Here is a 16,117-nt window from a genome sequence, read left to right on the forward strand (position 1 = left end):
GTCGGCATGACCACGGCGCCGTATGATGTGATCCTGGCCGGCGGCGGCCTGGCCAACGGCCTGGTCGCCTGGCGCCTGCTCGCGCTGCGTCCGGACCTGCGCATCCTGCTGCTGGAACGGGACGGGCGCATCGGCGGCAACCACACCTGGTCGTTCCACGACAGCGACCTCGATGCGGCGCAGCGCGCGTGGATCGCCCCGCTCGTGTCGCACAGCTGGCCCCGCTATGACGTCGCGTTTCCCGGCTTTTCGCGCACGCTGGAAGGCGGCTACGCCAGCGTGGCGTCGGACCGGTTTGCCGACGTGATCGAGCGCGACCTCGGCCCCGCCCTGCAAGTGAATGCGCGCATCGAGGCCATGACGCCGACCTCGGTGCGGCTGGCCGGCGGTTCGACGCTGCACGCCGGCGCCGTAATCGACGGCACCGGCCCGGCCGCCAGCGCCGAACTCGCGCTGGGCTACCAGACCTTCCTCGGACGGGAAGTCAGGCTGGCGGCGCCGCATGGCCTGGCGGCCCCCGTCATCATGGATGCCCGCGTGGCGCAGCAAGGCGGCTACCGCTTCGTGTACCTGCTGCCGTTCGGCCCCGACCGCGTGCTGATCGAGGACACGCACTATGTCGACGGCCCCGGCTGGGACCCGGACCGGCTGCGCGACAACATCGCCGACTACGCCCGCTCGCGCGGCTGGCGGATCGCCGAAGTGCTGCGCGAGGAACACGGCTCGCTGCCGATCGTGCTGGCCGGCGACTTCGACCGGTTCTGGGACGAACTCGGCGCGCAGCCCTGCGCCGGCCTGCGCGCCGGCCTGTTCCATCCGACCACCGGCTACTCGCTGCCGCACGCCGTGCGCCTGGCCGACCGCATCGCCGCCCTGCCCGACCTGCGCGCACCGGCGCTGCGGGCCGCCATCCGCGCCGAAGCGGGCGAGGCGTGGCGCGGCCAGCGCTTCTTCCGGCTGCTCAACCGCATGCTGTTCCTGGCCGGTCGGCCGGACGACCGCTGGCGCGTGATGCAGCGTTTCTACCGGCTGCCGGCGCCGCTGATCGCGCGCTTCTATGCCGGCCGCCTCGGGCTGGCCGACAAGGCCCGCCTGGTGGCCGGCAAGCCCCCCGTACCCGTGCGCGCGGCGCTTGCCGCCGCCTGCCAGACTCACCCCCGTCAAATCAGGAAATGCGAATGAACGAAGCAAAAACCGCCGTGGTCATCGGTGCCGGATTCGGCGGCCTGGCGCTGGCGATCCGCCTGCAGGCCAGCGGCGTGCAGACCACGCTGCTGGAAAAACGCGACAAGCCGGGCGGCCGCGCCTATGTCTACGAAGACCAGGGCTTCGTGTTCGATGCCGGCCCCACCGTGATCACCGACCCTTCCGCGCTGGAAGAACTGTTCGCCGTGGCCGGCAAGCGCATGGCCGACTATGTGGACATGCTGCCGGTGGCGCCGTTCTACCGGCTGTGCTGGGAAGACGGCAGCCAGTTCGACTACGTCAACGACCAGGAAGCGCTCGACCGCCAGATCCACGCGCGCAACCCGGCCGACGTGCAGGGCTACCGGAAATTCCTGGCGTATTCGAAGGCGGTGTTCGAGGAAGGCTACGTGAAGCTGGGCGCCGTGCCGTTCCTGTCGTTCCGCGACATGATCCAGGCCGGCCCGGCACTGGCCAAGCTGCAGGCCTGGCGCAGCGTCTACAGCCTGGTCTCGCGCTTCATCCAGGACGAGCACCTGCGCCAGGCGTTCTCGTTCCATTCGCTGCTGGTGGGCGGCAACCCGTTCGCCACGTCGTCGATCTACACGCTGATCCACGCGCTGGAACGGCGCTGGGGCGTGTGGTTCCCGCGCGGCGGCACGGGCGCGCTGGTGAAGGCTCTCGTGCGATTGTTCGAGGATATCGGCGGCCGGATCGAGCTGAATGCACCGGTGGCGCGCATCGAAACACAGGGCGCCCGCGCCAGCGGCGTGCTGCTGGAAGACGGGCGCCGCTTCGCGGCGGACGCGGTGGCATCCAACGCCGACGTGATGCATACCTACGCCGCGCTGCTCGGCCAGCATCCGCGCGGCGTGGCGCAGGCCAAATCGCTGGGCAAGAAGCGCTTCAGCAACTCGCTGTTCGTGCTGTACTTCGGGCTGGACCACCACCACGAGCAGCTGCAGCACCACACCGTCTGCTTCGGCCCGCGCTACCAGGGCCTGATCGACGAGATCTTCACCGGCGACAAGCTGGCCGACGATTTCTCGCTGTACCTGCATGCGCCGTGCGTCACCGATCCGTCGCTGGCGCCGCCGGGCTGCGGCAGCCACTACGTGCTGGCGCCGGTGCCGCACCTGGGCAACGCGCCGATCGACTGGGACGTGGAAGGCCCGCGCTACCGCGACCGCATCTTCGACTACCTGGAACGGCGCTACATGCCGGGCCTGCGCAGCCAGCTCGTGACGAGCCGCATCTTCACGCCGTTCGATTTCCGCGACGAACTCAATGCCCACGTGGGCTCGGCGTTTTCGCTGGAACCGATCCTCACGCAGAGCGCCTGGTTCCGGCCGCACAACCGCGACGGCGAACTGGCCAACCTGTACCTGGTGGGCGCGGGCACCCACCCGGGCGCCGGCGTGCCGGGCGTGATCGGTTCGGCCAAGGCCACGGCCGGCGTGATGCTCGAAGGAGGCCTGGCATGACCGAAGCGCTGATGGAGCACGCCACCCGCACCATCGAGGTGGGCTCGAAGAGTTTCGCGGCGGCCGCGCGGCTGTTCCCGCCCGACATCCGGCGCAGCGTGCTGATGCTGTACGCCTGGTGCCGGCACTGCGACGACGTGATCGACGGCCAGGAGCTGGGCTTCAACGTCTCCATGCCCGAGGGAACGAACGCCGCGCTTGCCATGGCCGGCCTGGAAGAACAGACGCGCCGCGCCTATGCCGGCGACCGGATGGCCGACCCGGCCTTCGCCGCGTTCCAGGAAGTGGCGCTGCGCCATGCCATTCCGCAGCGCTTCGCGTTCGACCACCTGGCGGGCTTCGCGATGGACGTGGCGCCGACCCGCTACGAAACCATCGACGACACGCTGCGCTACTGCTACCACGTGGCCGGCGTGGTCGGCCTGATGATGGCGTCGATCATGGGCGTGAACCGCGCGGAAGTACTGGACCGCGCATGCGACCTGGGGCTGGCGTTCCAGCTCACCAATATCGCCCGCGACATCGTCGAGGATGCGCGCATGGGGCGCTGCTACCTGCCGGCCCAGTGGCTGCGCGAGGCGGGCATCGCCCCGGACGAGGTGGCGCACCCGCGGCACCGCGTCGCGCTGGCCAGGGTGGCGGCACGGCTGATCGACCATGCGGAACCTTACTACGACTCGGCCGCCGCCGGCATTGCCGACCTGCCGCCGCGCTCGGCCTGGGCGATCGCCACGGCCCGCAATGTGTACCGGCAGATCGGCATCGAAGTGCTGCGGCGCGGCCCCCGCGCGTGGGACGAGCGCGTGGGCACATCGAAGGCGGCCAAGCTGTGGCTGCTGGCGAAAGGCGGCGGGACGGTGTTCAGCGCGCGTCTGCGGACGATGCCGGCGCGTCCGGCCGGCCTGTGGCAGCGTCCCGGCCGGGACGCCGCGGCGCCCCCTGGTGCAGCACGTGCAGCCGGCGCTTGAGTTCCGCCACCGGCGGCGCATACAGGAAGCCGAACGACACGGCGCCATCCTTGCCCTCGACCGCGTGGTGCATGCGGTGCGCCTGGTACAGCCGCTTCAGGTAGCCGCGGCGCGGCACCCAGGTGAACGGCCAGCGGCGATGCACCAGCCCGTCGTGCGCCACGAAATACAGGAAGCCGTAGGCCGTCATGCCGGCGCCGATCCACTCCAGCGGATGCGCGCCGCGCGTGCCGTAGAAGATCAGCGCGATGGCGATGCCGGCGAACACCAGCGCATACAGGTCGTTCTTTTCGAACCAGCCGGTGCGGGGTTCGTGGTGCGAACGGTGCCAGCCCCACCCGAAGCCATGCATGACGTACTTGTGGGCGGCGATGGAGAACAGTTCCATCAGCACGACGGTGACAACGACGATGAGCGCATTGACTAGCATGAGGGCCGGGCGTGAACGAAGACCTGTATAGCCTACCACGCCCGCCGTGTGCGCACGGTTGGGCGGCGGTCCCGCTTCCCAGCAACGACATCTCCAGCAACGACATCCATTGAAAGGAAGTGCCATGTTTTCCCGATCCACTCCGGCAGCCTGCGCCATGCTTGCCATCCTGCTGTGCGGTACGGCGGCGGCGGCCTCCATCGAAGTACGCGTCTCGCCCGTGGCGGACACCGGCGGCACGGTCAACGTGGCGGTCTGCGACAGGGAGCGCTTCCTGAAGCAATGCGCCTACAGCGCCGCCGTGCCGGCCCGGGCGGGCGAAATGAAGGTGACGATCGACGGCGTGCCGGCCGGTACCTGGGCCGTGCTGGCCTATCACGATGCCAACGCCAACAGCAAGCTCGATCGCAGCCCGATCGGCATGCCCACCGAGAAATACGGGTTCTCCCGCGACGCGCGCAACATGTTCGGACCGCCCGCGTTCGACAAAGCGGCGATCGAGGTGGGCGACGGCCCGGCCGTGGCACCGATCACGCTGCGCTGACCCGCCGGCGCGCGGGGCCCCGGTCAGGTCGGCGCCAGCAGCTTGCCGTTTACGATCACGTTTTCCAGCCGCAGGTTCTTCGCCCCGGACACCTCGAGCGCGGGCTTTTCCAGCGTCACGTCGACATCCCTGATCAGGATGTCGGCGATCTCGGTCTGCCCGGGATTCGGCGCGATCCTGCCGAACGTGCCGAAGCGCCCCTTGATGCCGACCAGGCTGATGTTGCGCACGATCGACTTCGGCGGCGGCGCGCCTTTCATGTCGAAATACTGCGTCCATGGCCGGACGGCGATGATCAGGCCCCGCTCCGAATCGAGCGTGAGGCCGCGGAAGTGGATGTCCTCGTAGTGCTGGGGCGTGTCGGCCCGCAGTTTCAATACGGCCACGTTGGCGACGCCGCCGCCCACCCTGCAGTTCTCGACGACGATATCGCGTACCAGCGTGGCTTCGCTGCCGAGGGTCAGCACGCCGTGGCCGCGCCGGAATTCACAGTTGCGCACGCGCACATGCTCGACCGGCGGACTGTCCTTGTCCTCCAGCGCACGCGGTCCTTTCGAACCCTTGGCGGCGATGCAGTCGTCCGTCACGGAAAAATAGCAGTCCTCGATCGTCACGTGCTGACAGCTGTCCAGGTCGATGCCGTCGGTGCTGGGCGCCTGCTTGTAGTCGTCCGGCACCTCGAAGCGGGCAGCTCGCACCGTGACGTCCCGGCAGCGGTACAGGTGCAGGTTCCAGAACTGCGAATCCTTGAACGTGACGCCTTCGACGGTCACGCCGCGCGACTGTTCGATCAGCGCCAGGCGGGCGCGCGGCACGCCGATGTTGGCGAAGTTGTGCGGATCGGGCGCGGCATTGCGCAGCTTCCAGAACAGGTCCCAGACCGGCCGCCCGGCACCGTCCAGGGTGCCCTCGCCGGAGATCTTCAGGCCGTCGCAACCGTTCGCATTGATCAGCGCCGGATTGAAGCTGGGCGCGAAGTGGCCTTCGATGCGCGTGCGTTGCGGGGGAAAATTGCTCAGGTCGGTGGAGCATTTCAGGACCGCTCCCCTGGCCAGGTGCAGGTTCACTTTCGGTTTCAGGAACAGCGCGCCGCTGACGAACACGCCGGGCGGCACCACCACCGTGCCGCCGCCCTGCCCGGCCACGTGGTCGATGGTTTTCTGGATGGCCGCCGTGTTGACCGTCCTGTCGTCCGCGACGGCGCCGAATCGCGTGATCGGCGTTTCAAGGGATTTTACCGGGGCGGCACCCGCCCGCGCGGCGCAGAACGGCGCGGCAAGCAGGCAGGCGGTGAAGCCGCGGCGGGTGATGGGGCGGCGGGCAGTAAGGCTATCAGGCATTCCGGCGTCCATGGGCGAATGGGTGACGGAACATCTTAGGGGACCACGCCGCGCGAGGCCAGTGCGCGGCGCCATTCAATCAGGAACTTGAGCCGTGCGCCCCGTTACCGCGCCGCGATATGGCCGGCCTGCAGCATCGCCAGCAGCGCGATGCCCAGCACGATCCGGTAGCCGACGAACGGCCAGAATCCCCGGCTGCCGACGATTTTCAGGAACGCAACGATGACCCCGTAGCCCACCACGAACGCCACCGCGGTGGCCAGTGCCGTGGGGCCGGCGGCGACCGGGCCGGCGACGCCCCACGTCTTGTAGAGCTGGTAGCCGCCCGAGGCCATCACGGCGGGAATCGCCAGCAGGAACGAATAGCGCGCGGCCGCTTCGCGGGTGTAGCCCAGCAGCAGGCCGGCCGTGATCGTGCCGCCGGAGCGGGAAACGCCGGGGATGAGCGCCATCGCCTGCGCGAAGCCGAACAGGATGCCGTCGCGCCACGACATCTGGTCGAGCCGGCGTTCCTGCTTGCCGTAATGCTCGGCGGCGCCCAGCAGCACGCCGAACACGATCAGCATCGTCGCCGTGAGATAGAGGTTGCGCAGATGCGTTTCGATGGCGTGCTGCAGCAGCAGGCCCAGCACGCCGATCGGCACCGAGCCGGCGATGATCAGCCAGCCCAGGCGCGAGTCCGGGTGTGCACGCGCCGCCGGGTCGGACAGGCCGCGCAGCCAGGCGCTGAAGATGCGTGCGATGTCGCGGCGGAAGAACAGCAGCACGGCCAGCTCGGTGCCGATCTGCGTGATGGCGGTGAACGCGGCGCCCGGGTCCAGGCCGGATGGCAGGAACGGGCCGATGATGCGCAAATGCGCGCTCGACGAGATCGGCAGGAACTCGGTCAATCCCTGGATGAATCCGAGGAATGCGGCTTCCAGCCAGCCGACGGTTGACACCATCATGCGCAGGCCTCCACGGCACGGCGGCGCAGTACCGCATTCTCGGGAAACGCGCGCTCGAGGGCCGCGGCAGGGTCACAGGTAAGGATCATGAAAAAAACTTTATGAAGAGGAACATCACCGCCTGCAGAGCAGCGAAAACAACCCCGGATACTACCACTGCCGAGGCCGCTGCTGTGATCATTCCTGCAATAATCCAGTAGCCGTCCCGCTCCAGTACGCCAAGCGCGAGCATGCTGATCGCCAGCGCCGGCAGCATGTTCCCCAGCGGAATCGGCAACAGCACCACGATCGCCAGCAGCAGGCAGATCAGCCCCACCACGTATTCCATCGGCGGCAGCGCGCAGATGCTGGCACGTGGCCGCAGCATGCGTTCGGCGCGGCGCAGCCATGGATTGATGCGCCCGATCAGCGCCTGGAAATCGGTGCGCGCCATCGAACGCCGGGCGATGAACCCGGGCAGCCACGGCTTGCGGGCGAACGCCAGCTGGGCGGCCAGCAGCACCAGCGGCGCGCCCAGGATCACCGAGGTGCCCGGCAATGCAGGCAGCGCGTTGGGGCACGCGAACACGAACAGCAAGGCGCCGAGCGCCCGGTCGGCCAGCGCCGTCAGCAGGTCGCCGACGGAAATGCGTTCGCGCCCGCCGTCCTCGGCCAGGCCCTGCAGGATCTCCGACAGGGCCGGCCCGCCTGAAAGGTGCTTCATCGCCCGTCTCCCATCGTCGTCGTCCGCCGGTAGTCGGGCCAATAGTCGGGCCAGTAGTCGGGCCAATACATGATCGTCATGGTCATTCAGTCTCCTTCCGCCAGCGCGGCTTCGATCCGGCGGATCGATACCTTGGCGATGCGCCGGTCCGCCACCGCGAGCACTTCGTAACGCAGGCCGTCGAGTTCGATGGCCTGGCCCACCTCGGGGAAGCTCTCGAAGCGCGCCAGCAGGAAGCCGGCCAGCGACGTGTACTCGGCATCCTCGCCCACCAGCCCATCGGTTTCCAGCGCTTGCTGCAGCAGGTGCAGGTCGGCCACACCGTCGACTTCCCACACGCCGGGCGCGCGGGACTGGATGGCCAGCTGCTCGTCCTCGTCGGGGAATTCGCCGGCGATCGCCTCCAGGATGTCGACCGGTGTCAGCAGGCCCTGGACCACGCCGTATTCGTCCGTCACCAGCACCAGCTGGCCGTGCGAGCGCTTCAGCGTGTCCATCGACTTGAGCACGCCGGCGGTATCGGGCATGACGATGGGCTTGCGCAGCCGTGCGCCCGCGCCGGCCTCGTCGATGCGCCGGCGCAGCAGCAGGTCGCTGATCAGGTCCTTGGTGCGCCCGATGCCGATCACATTGTCGAGCTCACCCCGGCACACCGGTAGCAGGCCGTGCGGCGTTTCCTGCAACTGGCGCAGGATGTCGTCCGCGGCGTCGTCGAGGTTGACCCACGAGATCTCCGACCGCGGCGTCATCACCGAACGGATCGACCGGTCGGCCAGCGCCAGCACGCCGCTGACCATGTTGCGTTCCTCGACGGCGAAGGCGTCCTGTTGCACCGGCGCCTCGTGCGGCACCTCGCCGGCCGCATCGGTACGCCTGCGGCCGCCCATCAGGCGCAGCACCGATTCGGCCGTGCGGTCGCGGAACGGCACGCGCGCCTCGTTCTTGATGAAATTACGGCGCGCGAACTGGTTCAGCGTTTCGATCACGATCGAGAAGCCGATGGCCGCGTACAGGTAACCCTTCGGGATATGGAAGCCCAGACCCTCGGCCACCAGCGACAGGCCGATCATCAGCAGGAACGAGAGGCACAGCACGACGACGGTCGGATGCGCGTTGACGAAGCGCGTGAGCGGCTTCGAGGCCAGGATCATCACGCCGATGGAGATCACCACCGCCGCCATCATCACGCCCAGTTCGTCGACCATGCCCACCGCGGTGATCACGGCATCGAGCGAGAACACCGCGTCGAGCACGACGATCTGCGCCACCACGGCGCCGAAGCCGGCATACACCTTCGATTCGGACAGGGCGTGCGTCACCCCTTCCAGGCGTTCGTGCAGTTCCATCGTGGCCTTGAACAGCAGGAACACGCCGCCGCCCAGCAGGATCAGGTCGCGGCCGGAAAAGTCCAGCGGCCCGACCGAGAACAGCGGCGCCGTGAGGGTGACCAGCCACGAGACGATGGTCAGCAGGCCGAGCCGCATCAGCATCGCCAGCGACAGGCCGATCAGCCGCGCCTTGTCGCGCTGGTGGGGCGGCAGCTTGTCGGCCAGGATGGCGATGAAGATCAGGTTATCGATGCCCAGGACAATTTCCAGGACGATGAGCGTGAGCAATCCTGCCCATATTGCCGGGTCGAACAGCCATTCCATTGAGGTTACCTTTACGTGTGAACTGCATATTGCCGGCGGCGACATGCGCTGCCGAGGCGCGCAGCGGCGCGCCGAATCGGGATGGGAAGATGCCGCAACGGGTACCGCCGACCGCCGTGCATACATGCCCGGCGCATGCCGGGCATGGGTTCACGGCGACAGGCGCCCTGGCCGCGCCGGATGAACGGCGGGGCGGCGCGTCAGGCCCGTGGGGGCGGCTTGATCGGCGGGAAGGGAGACAGCCCGCGCCGGGACGGCACGGGGGAAGACACCGCCACCTGGGGCGGCAAGACCAGCTGCGGCCGCGCTTCGCGGCTCACGCAGTCGTGGAAATCGGTTCCCGCGGGAGGCTCGTCGGGATCGATGTCGCACAGCGCCGGGCCGTGCAGCGAGGCGGCGGAGCCGGCTTCAGTAGCGATATCGGAACCGGCATGGGAATTGGAGCTGGAATCCGGATGCGAATTCGGGTGGAAATCCGCGTGGCGATGCGCTTCCGCGCTTGCATCGGGGTTTGCACCGGCGAGCGCCGAGGCGAAACCGGCAGGCATCGGGACGGCCGGCTGCATCGAGGAGATCGACATCGACAGCGCCAGCACGTTCAGGGGAAACAGGAAGATCAGGAAGATGACGAATACTCGTCTCATATACAACATGCGTGGTACGTAACGAGACGAGTATAGCACCGAATTTCGATCACCCCGCCCTGTCGCCGATCCGGAACTCGCCCACCAGCGCCACCAGCGTGGCGGCCTGCTGCTGCAGGCTTTCCGCCGCCGCGGCGGCTTCCTCGACCAGCGCGGCGTTCTGCTGCGTGACGCCATCCATCTGGCCGACCGCCTGGGTGACCTGGCCGATGCCGCCGCTCTGCTCCACGCTGGCGGCCGCGATCTCGGCGATGATGCCGGCCACGCCGCGCACGCTGGCCACCACTTCCTCCATGGTGGCGCCCGCGCCCTGCACCAGTGTGCTGCCGCGTTCCACCTGGGCGACTGAATCGCCGATCAGGGCCTTGATCTCCTTCGCCGCGCTGGCGCTGCGCTGGGCCAGGTTGCGCACCTCGCTGGCCACCACGGCGAAACCGCGGCCCTGCTCGCCCGCGCGCGCCGCTTCCACGGCCGCGTTCAGCGCCAGGATATTGGTCTGGAACGCGATGCCGTCGATGACGGCGATGATGTCCACCACCTTGTTCGACGACGCGTTGATCGCGGCCATCGTATCGACCACTTCGGCCATGGCCGCGCCGCCGCGCGTGGCCACGCCCGATGCGTTGTCGGCAAGCTGCCGCGCCTGCGCCGCATTGTCGGAATTCTGGCGCACGGTGCTTGTGAGTTCTTCCATCGACGCGGCGGTTTCTTCCAGCGCGCTGGCCTGCTGTTCGGTGCGGGCCGACAGGTCGGCGTTGCCGAGGCTGATCTCGGCGCTGGCCGTGGCCACGCTGGCGGAGCTGTCGCGCACGCGTGCCAGCACCCCTTCGATCTTCGAGACGAACACGTTGAAGCCGTTGCCGATGACCGCCAGCTCATCGTTGCCGTCGACGGCGAGCCGCTTCGTCAGGTCGGCGTTGCCCCCGGCCAGCTGGGTCATCGTGCCGGCCAGCTCGCGCAGCGGGCGGGTCAGCCGGCGCAGCGTGAACAGCATCACGAACGCCGCGACGAGCGCACACACCGCCGAGGCGATCACCGTGTGCATCAGCAGCTTGCGGGCCGGCGCGGTGGCCACGCTTTTCGGGAACGACAGGCGTACGGCCCATGGGGCCACGCCGCCGTCCAGCCGCAGCGGCTGCACCAGGTTGACGATGCCGCCCGCTTCATACCCGAACGGCTGGCCCGCCCGCACTGCCGCCAGCGCCGCGGGCGGCATGTCGTCCGCCTTCTTGCCATTGCGGGCAGCATCCGGGTGGCTGGCGTACAGGCCTTCGTTCGATACCAGCGAGAGCCTGCCTTCGTCGACCGTCTTCATGCCCGCCAGGATTTCGCCCAGTTTCGTCAGCAGCAGGTCGGCGCTGACGACGCCCTTGACTTCGCCGCCGACGACGACCGGCGCCATCAGCGACGCCATCAGCACTTCCTTGCCGTTGACCGGATACGCCACCGGTTCGGTCAACATGCGCTTGCCGGTTTTCCTGGGAACGTCATACCAGTCGTTCGCGCCGGGCGCATTGCTGAAGGTGATCGGTTCCACATGGATGCCGCCATCGGCCTGGCGCGTGTAATACGGCATGTAGCGGCCGGTCGCGTCGAAGCGGGGCTTCCGGCCGGCGAATTCGGCATCGCGGCCATCGAGCGCGTTCGCCTCCATCGTCACGGACGAGCCCATCACATCGCTCGAGCCGCGCAGCACGGCCTGCACCGCGGCGTCGACCTGCTCGCGCGAGAGGTGGTTTCCGGCGGCCAGCGTGGCGCCGACGGTGTTGGCCAGCGTGGAGGCTGCGGCGAAATTGGTTTCGATGCGGCCCGCCAGCGTGCCGGCCGCGGCGGCGGCGGAACTATGGGCAAGCCGCATCGCCGCTTCTTCCGCGCTGTCGCTGTTGCGCGTGCCGGTGACGGTCGCGACCAGCGCCAGGCTCAGGATCACCAGCCCTGTCGCGGCGATGCCGATACGGGCGTTCAGGGAGAGATTCTTCAGTGCTTTCATGCTGCTTTCCTCAGAACGTACGGTTCACGCCGACGATGGCGGTGGCCCTGGCGACGTTGGCCGATCGCAGGTTGCCGGCGGCATCCGCGATGCCCGTCGTGTAGGCCTTGTAGGCATCGGTCCGGCCCCACGCGCGCGTGACGGCGAAGGAGGCGCTCCAGCCGCCGCCCAGATCCTTCGTCACGCCCGCTTTCGCATCGCGCCAGTTCCACATGTCGTTGCCGGCGCCGGCAACGCGGCCGTCGCCCGCGTGCAGGTTCAGCGTCCAGCCGTTGCCCAGGTCGGGATTGGCGCCCACGTCCAGGTAGCCGGTGCCGCGGGCATTCGGGATGCCGAAGAACTTGCCGCTCACGGTGCGGTAATACTTCAAATAGGCGGCCCGGTACGTCAGGCCCGGCACCAGCTCGGCATAGTCGAAGCGGTCGCCGGTGGCGCTGATGCGGGCGCCCGGGTAGCGGTAAATGTAGGCCGTCATGCTGTAGCCGATGGCGCCGAGGCTGCCGCTGTAGCCGCCGTACAGGTCCCACTCGAAGCGGCCGTCTTCCATGAAGCGGTCGCTGACCGTCGAGACCCACGTACCGGCCGACCAGCCGTCCGGCCGCACGACATCGATGCCGGCCTGCACGGCGGGCTTGCCCCACGTCTGGCGGATGCCGCGCGAAACATATTGGGACACCACGCCGGCGTTGGCGGACCATTGCGCCACCTGCGACGCGGTGTCGGGTTCGGACGACTGCGCGGCGCCCGCGCACAGGGCGAGGCAAAGCGCGGGCAGGAGCGCGCCGCTCCGTGGGAAATTCTGGGTCATGGGAAGTTTGTGCAAGTGGCGGCAAACAGGCCGCGGTGGTTTGAAGAAATGTATCCGCGCGGCAATAATACCGGCGATTGGTACCGATCCTCGTGAAACGTGCGCTTTTGTCCACGCCTTTTGCGTGCATTGCGACATGAATGCAACAGAACCGCTCAGCGGATTGATCCGGTTCGGCCTGTGCGCGGCCTGCCCGCTCGGCTACACTCGGCCGTCGAATCAGATGGAGACCACATGCCCCGCCCCACCCTTGCGCCGGCAATGCTGCCCGCGATCCTGCTTGCCGCGCTGGCGGCCCCAGCCGGCGCCGCCCCGCCGCGGCAGCTGACCATGCCCGACATGCCGCTGCACGATCCCTTCGTGGTCGCGGACAAGGCCAGCGGCACGTACTACCTGTACACGTCGAACGTGCCGTCGATGAGCGGCGTATGCGATACCGGCATCATGGCCTACCAAAGCCGCGACCTCAGGACGTGGTCGGCGCCACAGGTGGTGTTCAGGGTACCGGCCGGCTCCTGGGCCAGCGGCGGCGCGTGGGCGCCGGAAGTGCATCCGTGGCGCGGCAAGTATTATCTGTTCACCACGCTGCACAACGAGGCGGCCGCCATCGCCGCCCCTTCGGCTTCCGGCTGGCCGGCCTACCGGCGCGGCACCGTGATGGCGGTTGCCGACCGCCCGGAGGGGCCGTTCACCGTGACGAACGGCGGCGAACCCGTCGCCCCGGCGGAGCTGATGACGCTGGACGGCACGCTGTACGTGGACCGCGCCGGCAAGCCGTCCTATGTGTACGCGCACGAATGGATCCAGGCCGGCGACGGCACCATCGAGGCGCTGCCGCTGACGCAGGACCTGAAGCCGGCAGGACCGCCGAAGCTGCTGTTCAAGGCATCGAGCGCGCCATGGTCGAACGGGCAACGGCCGGTGGCGCCGGACGGCAGGCAGGCCAGGACGAATGTGTACGTCACCGACGGCCCGCAGCTGTATCCGTCGAAGGACGGCAGCCTGCTGATGCTGTGGTCGAGCTATGACAGCAACGGCTACGTGCAGTCGGTGGCGCGCTCGCCTTCCGGCGAACTGGCCGGGCCATGGGAGCAGCTCGAACCGATCGTGCGTCGCGATTCGGGGCACGGCATGCTGTTCGACACGTTCGACGGCAAGCGCATGCTGGTGGTGCACCGGCCGTTCAAGAATGCCCGCGGCAAGCTGTACGAGGTGCGCGACGCCGGCGGCAGGCTGGAAGTGCTGAACCAGCGCGTGGACCTCGACGGCGACCACCTGATGGCGCCGTCGCCGCCGGAACGGGACCATTGCGCGGCTGGAGCGAAGTGACGGTAGGAGTATGGCGTGCGGACAAGTACGGACTTCGGCTCGGAAAACCGGTGTCCGACCGTTGCGGCGGACCGACCGAAGAGCCGGTGTCCGACACCAGAATGTCGACGTTACGGGAAGCATCGATTGTCGCCAGCTGAACGGCACTGGATAGCAGCGGTACGCACAGCTGATATGCCCTTCCGGTGCGTTCAGGTGGCGCGATCCTCCTTGCGCCGCCGTGGCCGCACCCTCGCGGCATCGTCCGCGGCGACGCGCGCGGCGTCGGCGACGGCCAGGAAATTGTCGACCTTGGCCGAGCGTTCGGCGTCGCGCGAGGCCAGTGCCAGGTTGGTGACGACCTGCGCATCGGCGATGTCGACATACACCACGCCTTCGGCGCGGATCTGGCTGACCGAGGCGGGCACGATCGAGACCCCGAACTCGGCGGACACGAGGTTGACGACGGAGGACAGCTGCGGCGCCTGCTGGCCCGGCAAGGGTTCGAATCCGGCATGCCGGCACGCGTTCAGGATCTCGTCGTGCAGCATCGGGCTTTCTTCGCGGGGAATCAGCACGAAGGATTCGCCGGCGAGCGCCGTGAGCGGGATGCGGCGGCTCTTCGCCAGCCGGTGGCCGGCCGGAAGCACCACCTTCATCGGCTCGCTGGCGATCTGGTACAGCGCGATGCCGGCGAACGAGTGCGTGCCGGGGCGCAGCAGCGCCAGGTCGAGCCGGCCTTCTTCCAGCAAGGCGAGCAGCTGCGACGTGGTGCCCTCGGTCAGCGTCAGCGCCACGCCGGGATACGTGGCGCGAAATACCCGGATCAGCGAGCGCACGATCGGGTGGAACGCGGCGGAAGCGGTCAGCCCCAGGTGCAGGCGGCCGGTCTCGCCGCGCCCGGCGCGTTGCGCATTCAATACAGCCTGCTGCGCATCCCCGAGCAGCCGTTTCGCATCGACCAGCAGTGCCTTGCCGGCCTCGGTGAGCGCCACGCCATGGCCCGTGCGGTAAAAAACGTGCACGTCGAGCTCGCGCTCGAGCGTGAGGATCTGCTGGCTCAGCGGCGGCTGGCCAATGCCGAGTTTTTCGGCTGCCCGTGTGACATTGCCCTCTTCGGCCACCGCGACGAAATAGCGCAGGCGTCGTAAATCCATCCTGTTTTCCTATGTTTAGCCATGCGCTAATTGCGAACCACTACGCGGTATTGCAAAAAGCTCTGGGATTCAACTGTTTCATATATTGGACAGTATAGCGCAACGTCGCGATAATCCATGCCTTGCAACCTGGCGCACTCCGCCCGGGAAAAAACTCAGGAGAGAGGTCTCAATGGCTGTCGAAGGCACCCAAACAAAAGCGCGACGGGAGTTCCGCAACATCCACGTCACGGAATTGATGAACTACCGCCAGCCGTTCTCGGCGATCGTGTCGATCATGCACCGCGTCAGCGGTTTCCTGATGTTCCTGCTGCTGCCGTTCATCCTGTACCTGCTGCAGGAAAGCATCCGCTCGGAAATCTCGTTTGCCCACTTCCAGGGCATCGCGTCGCACCCGCTGGCCAAGCTGGTGATCCTGGCGCTGGTGTGGGGCTACATGCACCACTTCTGCGCCGGCATCCGCCACCTGGTGATGGATACCCACGTGGGCCTGGACAAGGATTCGGCCCGCAAGAGCGCCGTGTCCGTGCTGGTGGTTACCTGGGCTGTCGTGATCGTGGTTGCCCTGAAACTGTTCGGAGTCTTCTAAGCCATGAAAAACAATATCGGACCGAAGCGCCTCGTCGTCGGCGCCCACTACGGCCTGGGCGAATACCTGGCCCAGCGCGCCACCGCGATCGTGATGGTGGTGTACACCGCCGTGCTGCTGATCGCCTTCCTGACCGGGAACAACTTCTCGTACGAAGGCTGGGCCGGCCTGTTCGCGCAGACCTGGTTCAAGCTGTTCACCTTGGCCACGCTGCTGGGGCTGTTCTATCACGCCTGGGTCGGCGTGGTCAGCATCTATCAGGATTATGTGAAGAACGTGGCCGTTCGCTTCATCATCCAAACCGCTTCCGCCGTGTGGCTGGTGGCATGCGCCGTGTGGTCGGTGCAGATTCTCTGGAGTGTGTAAAT

General features: G+C 67.8%; 16 protein-coding genes. 7 read left to right on the top strand and 9 right to left on the bottom strand.

Going from position 1 to position 16,117, the window contains the following annotated elements; genetic code table 11:
* Nucleotides 1-6: 6 nt before the first annotated feature.
* Genes crtY through crtB form a run of 3 tightly spaced genes read left to right on the top strand, consistent with a single transcriptional unit; the run spans nucleotide 7 to nucleotide 3,637 of the window.
* Nucleotides 7-1,182 (top strand): lycopene beta-cyclase CrtY, encoded by a 1,176-nt coding sequence (gene crtY, locus GJV26_RS02790; RefSeq protein ID WP_155707456.1) that lies wholly within the window; start codon nucleotides 7-9, stop codon nucleotides 1,180-1,182.
* Nucleotides 1,179-2,669 (top strand): phytoene desaturase, encoded by a 1,491-nt coding sequence (locus GJV26_RS02795; protein WP_155707458.1) that lies wholly within the window; start codon nucleotides 1,179-1,181, stop codon nucleotides 2,667-2,669. The genes crtY and GJV26_RS02795 overlap by 4 nt, the downstream gene beginning before the upstream one ends.
* The gene (gene crtB / locus GJV26_RS02800) at nucleotides 2,666-3,637 is read left to right on the top strand and encodes a 15-cis-phytoene synthase CrtB (RefSeq protein ID WP_155707460.1); all 972 of its coding nucleotides are present in this window, start codon (nucleotides 2,666-2,668) and stop codon (nucleotides 3,635-3,637) included. Before GJV26_RS02795 ends, crtB begins: the two co-directional genes overlap by 4 nt.
* Here crtB and GJV26_RS02805 read toward each other — a convergent pair.
* Nucleotides 3,531-4,067, bottom strand: a complete 537-nt coding sequence (locus GJV26_RS02805) for a sterol desaturase family protein (protein ID WP_155707462.1) — start codon at nucleotides 4,065-4,067, stop codon at nucleotides 3,531-3,533. The two genes, crtB and GJV26_RS02805, sit on opposite strands and share 107 nt — an antisense overlap.
* A gap of 124 nt (nucleotides 4,068-4,191) precedes the next feature.
* On the opposite strand from GJV26_RS02805, the gene GJV26_RS02810 reads away from it, so the two are divergent.
* Entirely contained in the window at nucleotides 4,192-4,611 is a 420-nt protein-coding gene (locus tag GJV26_RS02810) for a DUF2141 domain-containing protein (RefSeq protein ID WP_229419150.1), read from the top strand.
* A 23-nt stretch (nucleotides 4,612-4,634) separates the two neighbouring features.
* Here GJV26_RS02810 and GJV26_RS02815 read toward each other — a convergent pair whose 3' ends face one another.
* The 7 genes from GJV26_RS02815 to GJV26_RS02845 form a co-directional block, all read right to left on the bottom strand.
* On the bottom strand, nucleotides 4,635-5,951 hold the full coding sequence (locus tag GJV26_RS02815; RefSeq protein WP_173346124.1) for a glycoside hydrolase family 28 protein: 1,317 nt from the start codon (nucleotides 5,949-5,951) through the stop codon (nucleotides 4,635-4,637).
* Nucleotides 5,952-6,055: 104 nt separating this feature from the next.
* On the bottom strand, nucleotides 6,056-6,898 hold the full coding sequence (locus GJV26_RS02820; protein ID WP_216643101.1) for an undecaprenyl-diphosphate phosphatase: 843 nt from the start codon (nucleotides 6,896-6,898) through the stop codon (nucleotides 6,056-6,058).
* Between the two features lie 85 nt (nucleotides 6,899-6,983).
* Nucleotides 6,984-7,601 carry an exopolysaccharide biosynthesis protein gene (locus tag GJV26_RS02825; protein ID WP_155707466.1) on the bottom strand — a complete coding sequence of 206 codons (618 nt, stop codon included), beginning with the start codon at nucleotides 7,599-7,601 and terminating at the stop codon, nucleotides 6,984-6,986.
* A gap of 86 nt (nucleotides 7,602-7,687) precedes the next feature.
* Nucleotides 7,688-9,253, bottom strand: a complete 1,566-nt coding sequence (locus GJV26_RS02830) for a TerC family protein (RefSeq protein WP_155707468.1) — start codon at nucleotides 9,251-9,253, stop codon at nucleotides 7,688-7,690.
* Between the two features lie 200 nt (nucleotides 9,254-9,453).
* Nucleotides 9,454-9,897 (bottom strand): hypothetical protein, encoded by a 444-nt coding sequence (locus tag GJV26_RS02835; RefSeq protein WP_155707470.1) that lies wholly within the window; start codon nucleotides 9,895-9,897, stop codon nucleotides 9,454-9,456.
* Between the two features lie 49 nt (nucleotides 9,898-9,946).
* On the bottom strand, nucleotides 9,947-11,887 hold the full coding sequence (locus GJV26_RS02840) for a methyl-accepting chemotaxis protein (RefSeq protein WP_155707472.1): 1,941 nt from the start codon (nucleotides 11,885-11,887) through the stop codon (nucleotides 9,947-9,949).
* 10 nt (nucleotides 11,888-11,897) lie between these two features.
* Complete coding sequence (locus tag GJV26_RS02845) at nucleotides 11,898-12,695, bottom strand: TorF family putative porin (RefSeq protein WP_155707473.1); 798 nt, start codon at nucleotides 12,693-12,695, stop codon at nucleotides 11,898-11,900.
* Nucleotides 12,696-12,929: 234 nt separating this feature from the next.
* Here GJV26_RS02845 and GJV26_RS02850 point away from each other — a divergent pair, with 234 nt between their 5' ends.
* The gene (locus GJV26_RS02850) at nucleotides 12,930-14,024 is read left to right on the top strand and encodes a glycoside hydrolase family 43 protein (protein WP_216643102.1); all 1,095 of its coding nucleotides are present in this window, start codon (nucleotides 12,930-12,932) and stop codon (nucleotides 14,022-14,024) included.
* Between the two features lie 191 nt (nucleotides 14,025-14,215).
* Here GJV26_RS02850 and GJV26_RS02855 read toward each other — a convergent pair whose 3' ends face one another.
* Complete coding sequence (locus GJV26_RS02855) at nucleotides 14,216-15,160, bottom strand: LysR family transcriptional regulator (protein ID WP_155707475.1); 945 nt, start codon at nucleotides 15,158-15,160, stop codon at nucleotides 14,216-14,218.
* Between the two features lie 172 nt (nucleotides 15,161-15,332).
* On the opposite strand from GJV26_RS02855, the gene sdhC reads away from it, so the two are divergent.
* A complete protein-coding gene (sdhC, locus tag GJV26_RS02860) occupies nucleotides 15,333-15,749 on the top strand; it encodes a succinate dehydrogenase, cytochrome b556 subunit (RefSeq protein ID WP_155707477.1) in 417 nt (138 codons plus the stop codon).
* A gap of 3 nt (nucleotides 15,750-15,752) precedes the next feature.
* Nucleotides 15,753-16,115: a succinate dehydrogenase, hydrophobic membrane anchor protein gene (gene sdhD, locus GJV26_RS02865; protein ID WP_155707479.1), complete on the top strand. Its 363-nt coding sequence runs from the start codon at nucleotides 15,753-15,755 to the stop codon at nucleotides 16,113-16,115.
* Nucleotides 16,116-16,117: the final 2 nt, after the last annotated feature.

Origin of the sequence: Pseudoduganella dura (genome assembly GCF_009727155.1) — a bacterium.
GTDB lineage: Bacteria > Pseudomonadota > Gammaproteobacteria > Burkholderiales > Burkholderiaceae_D > Rugamonas > Rugamonas dura.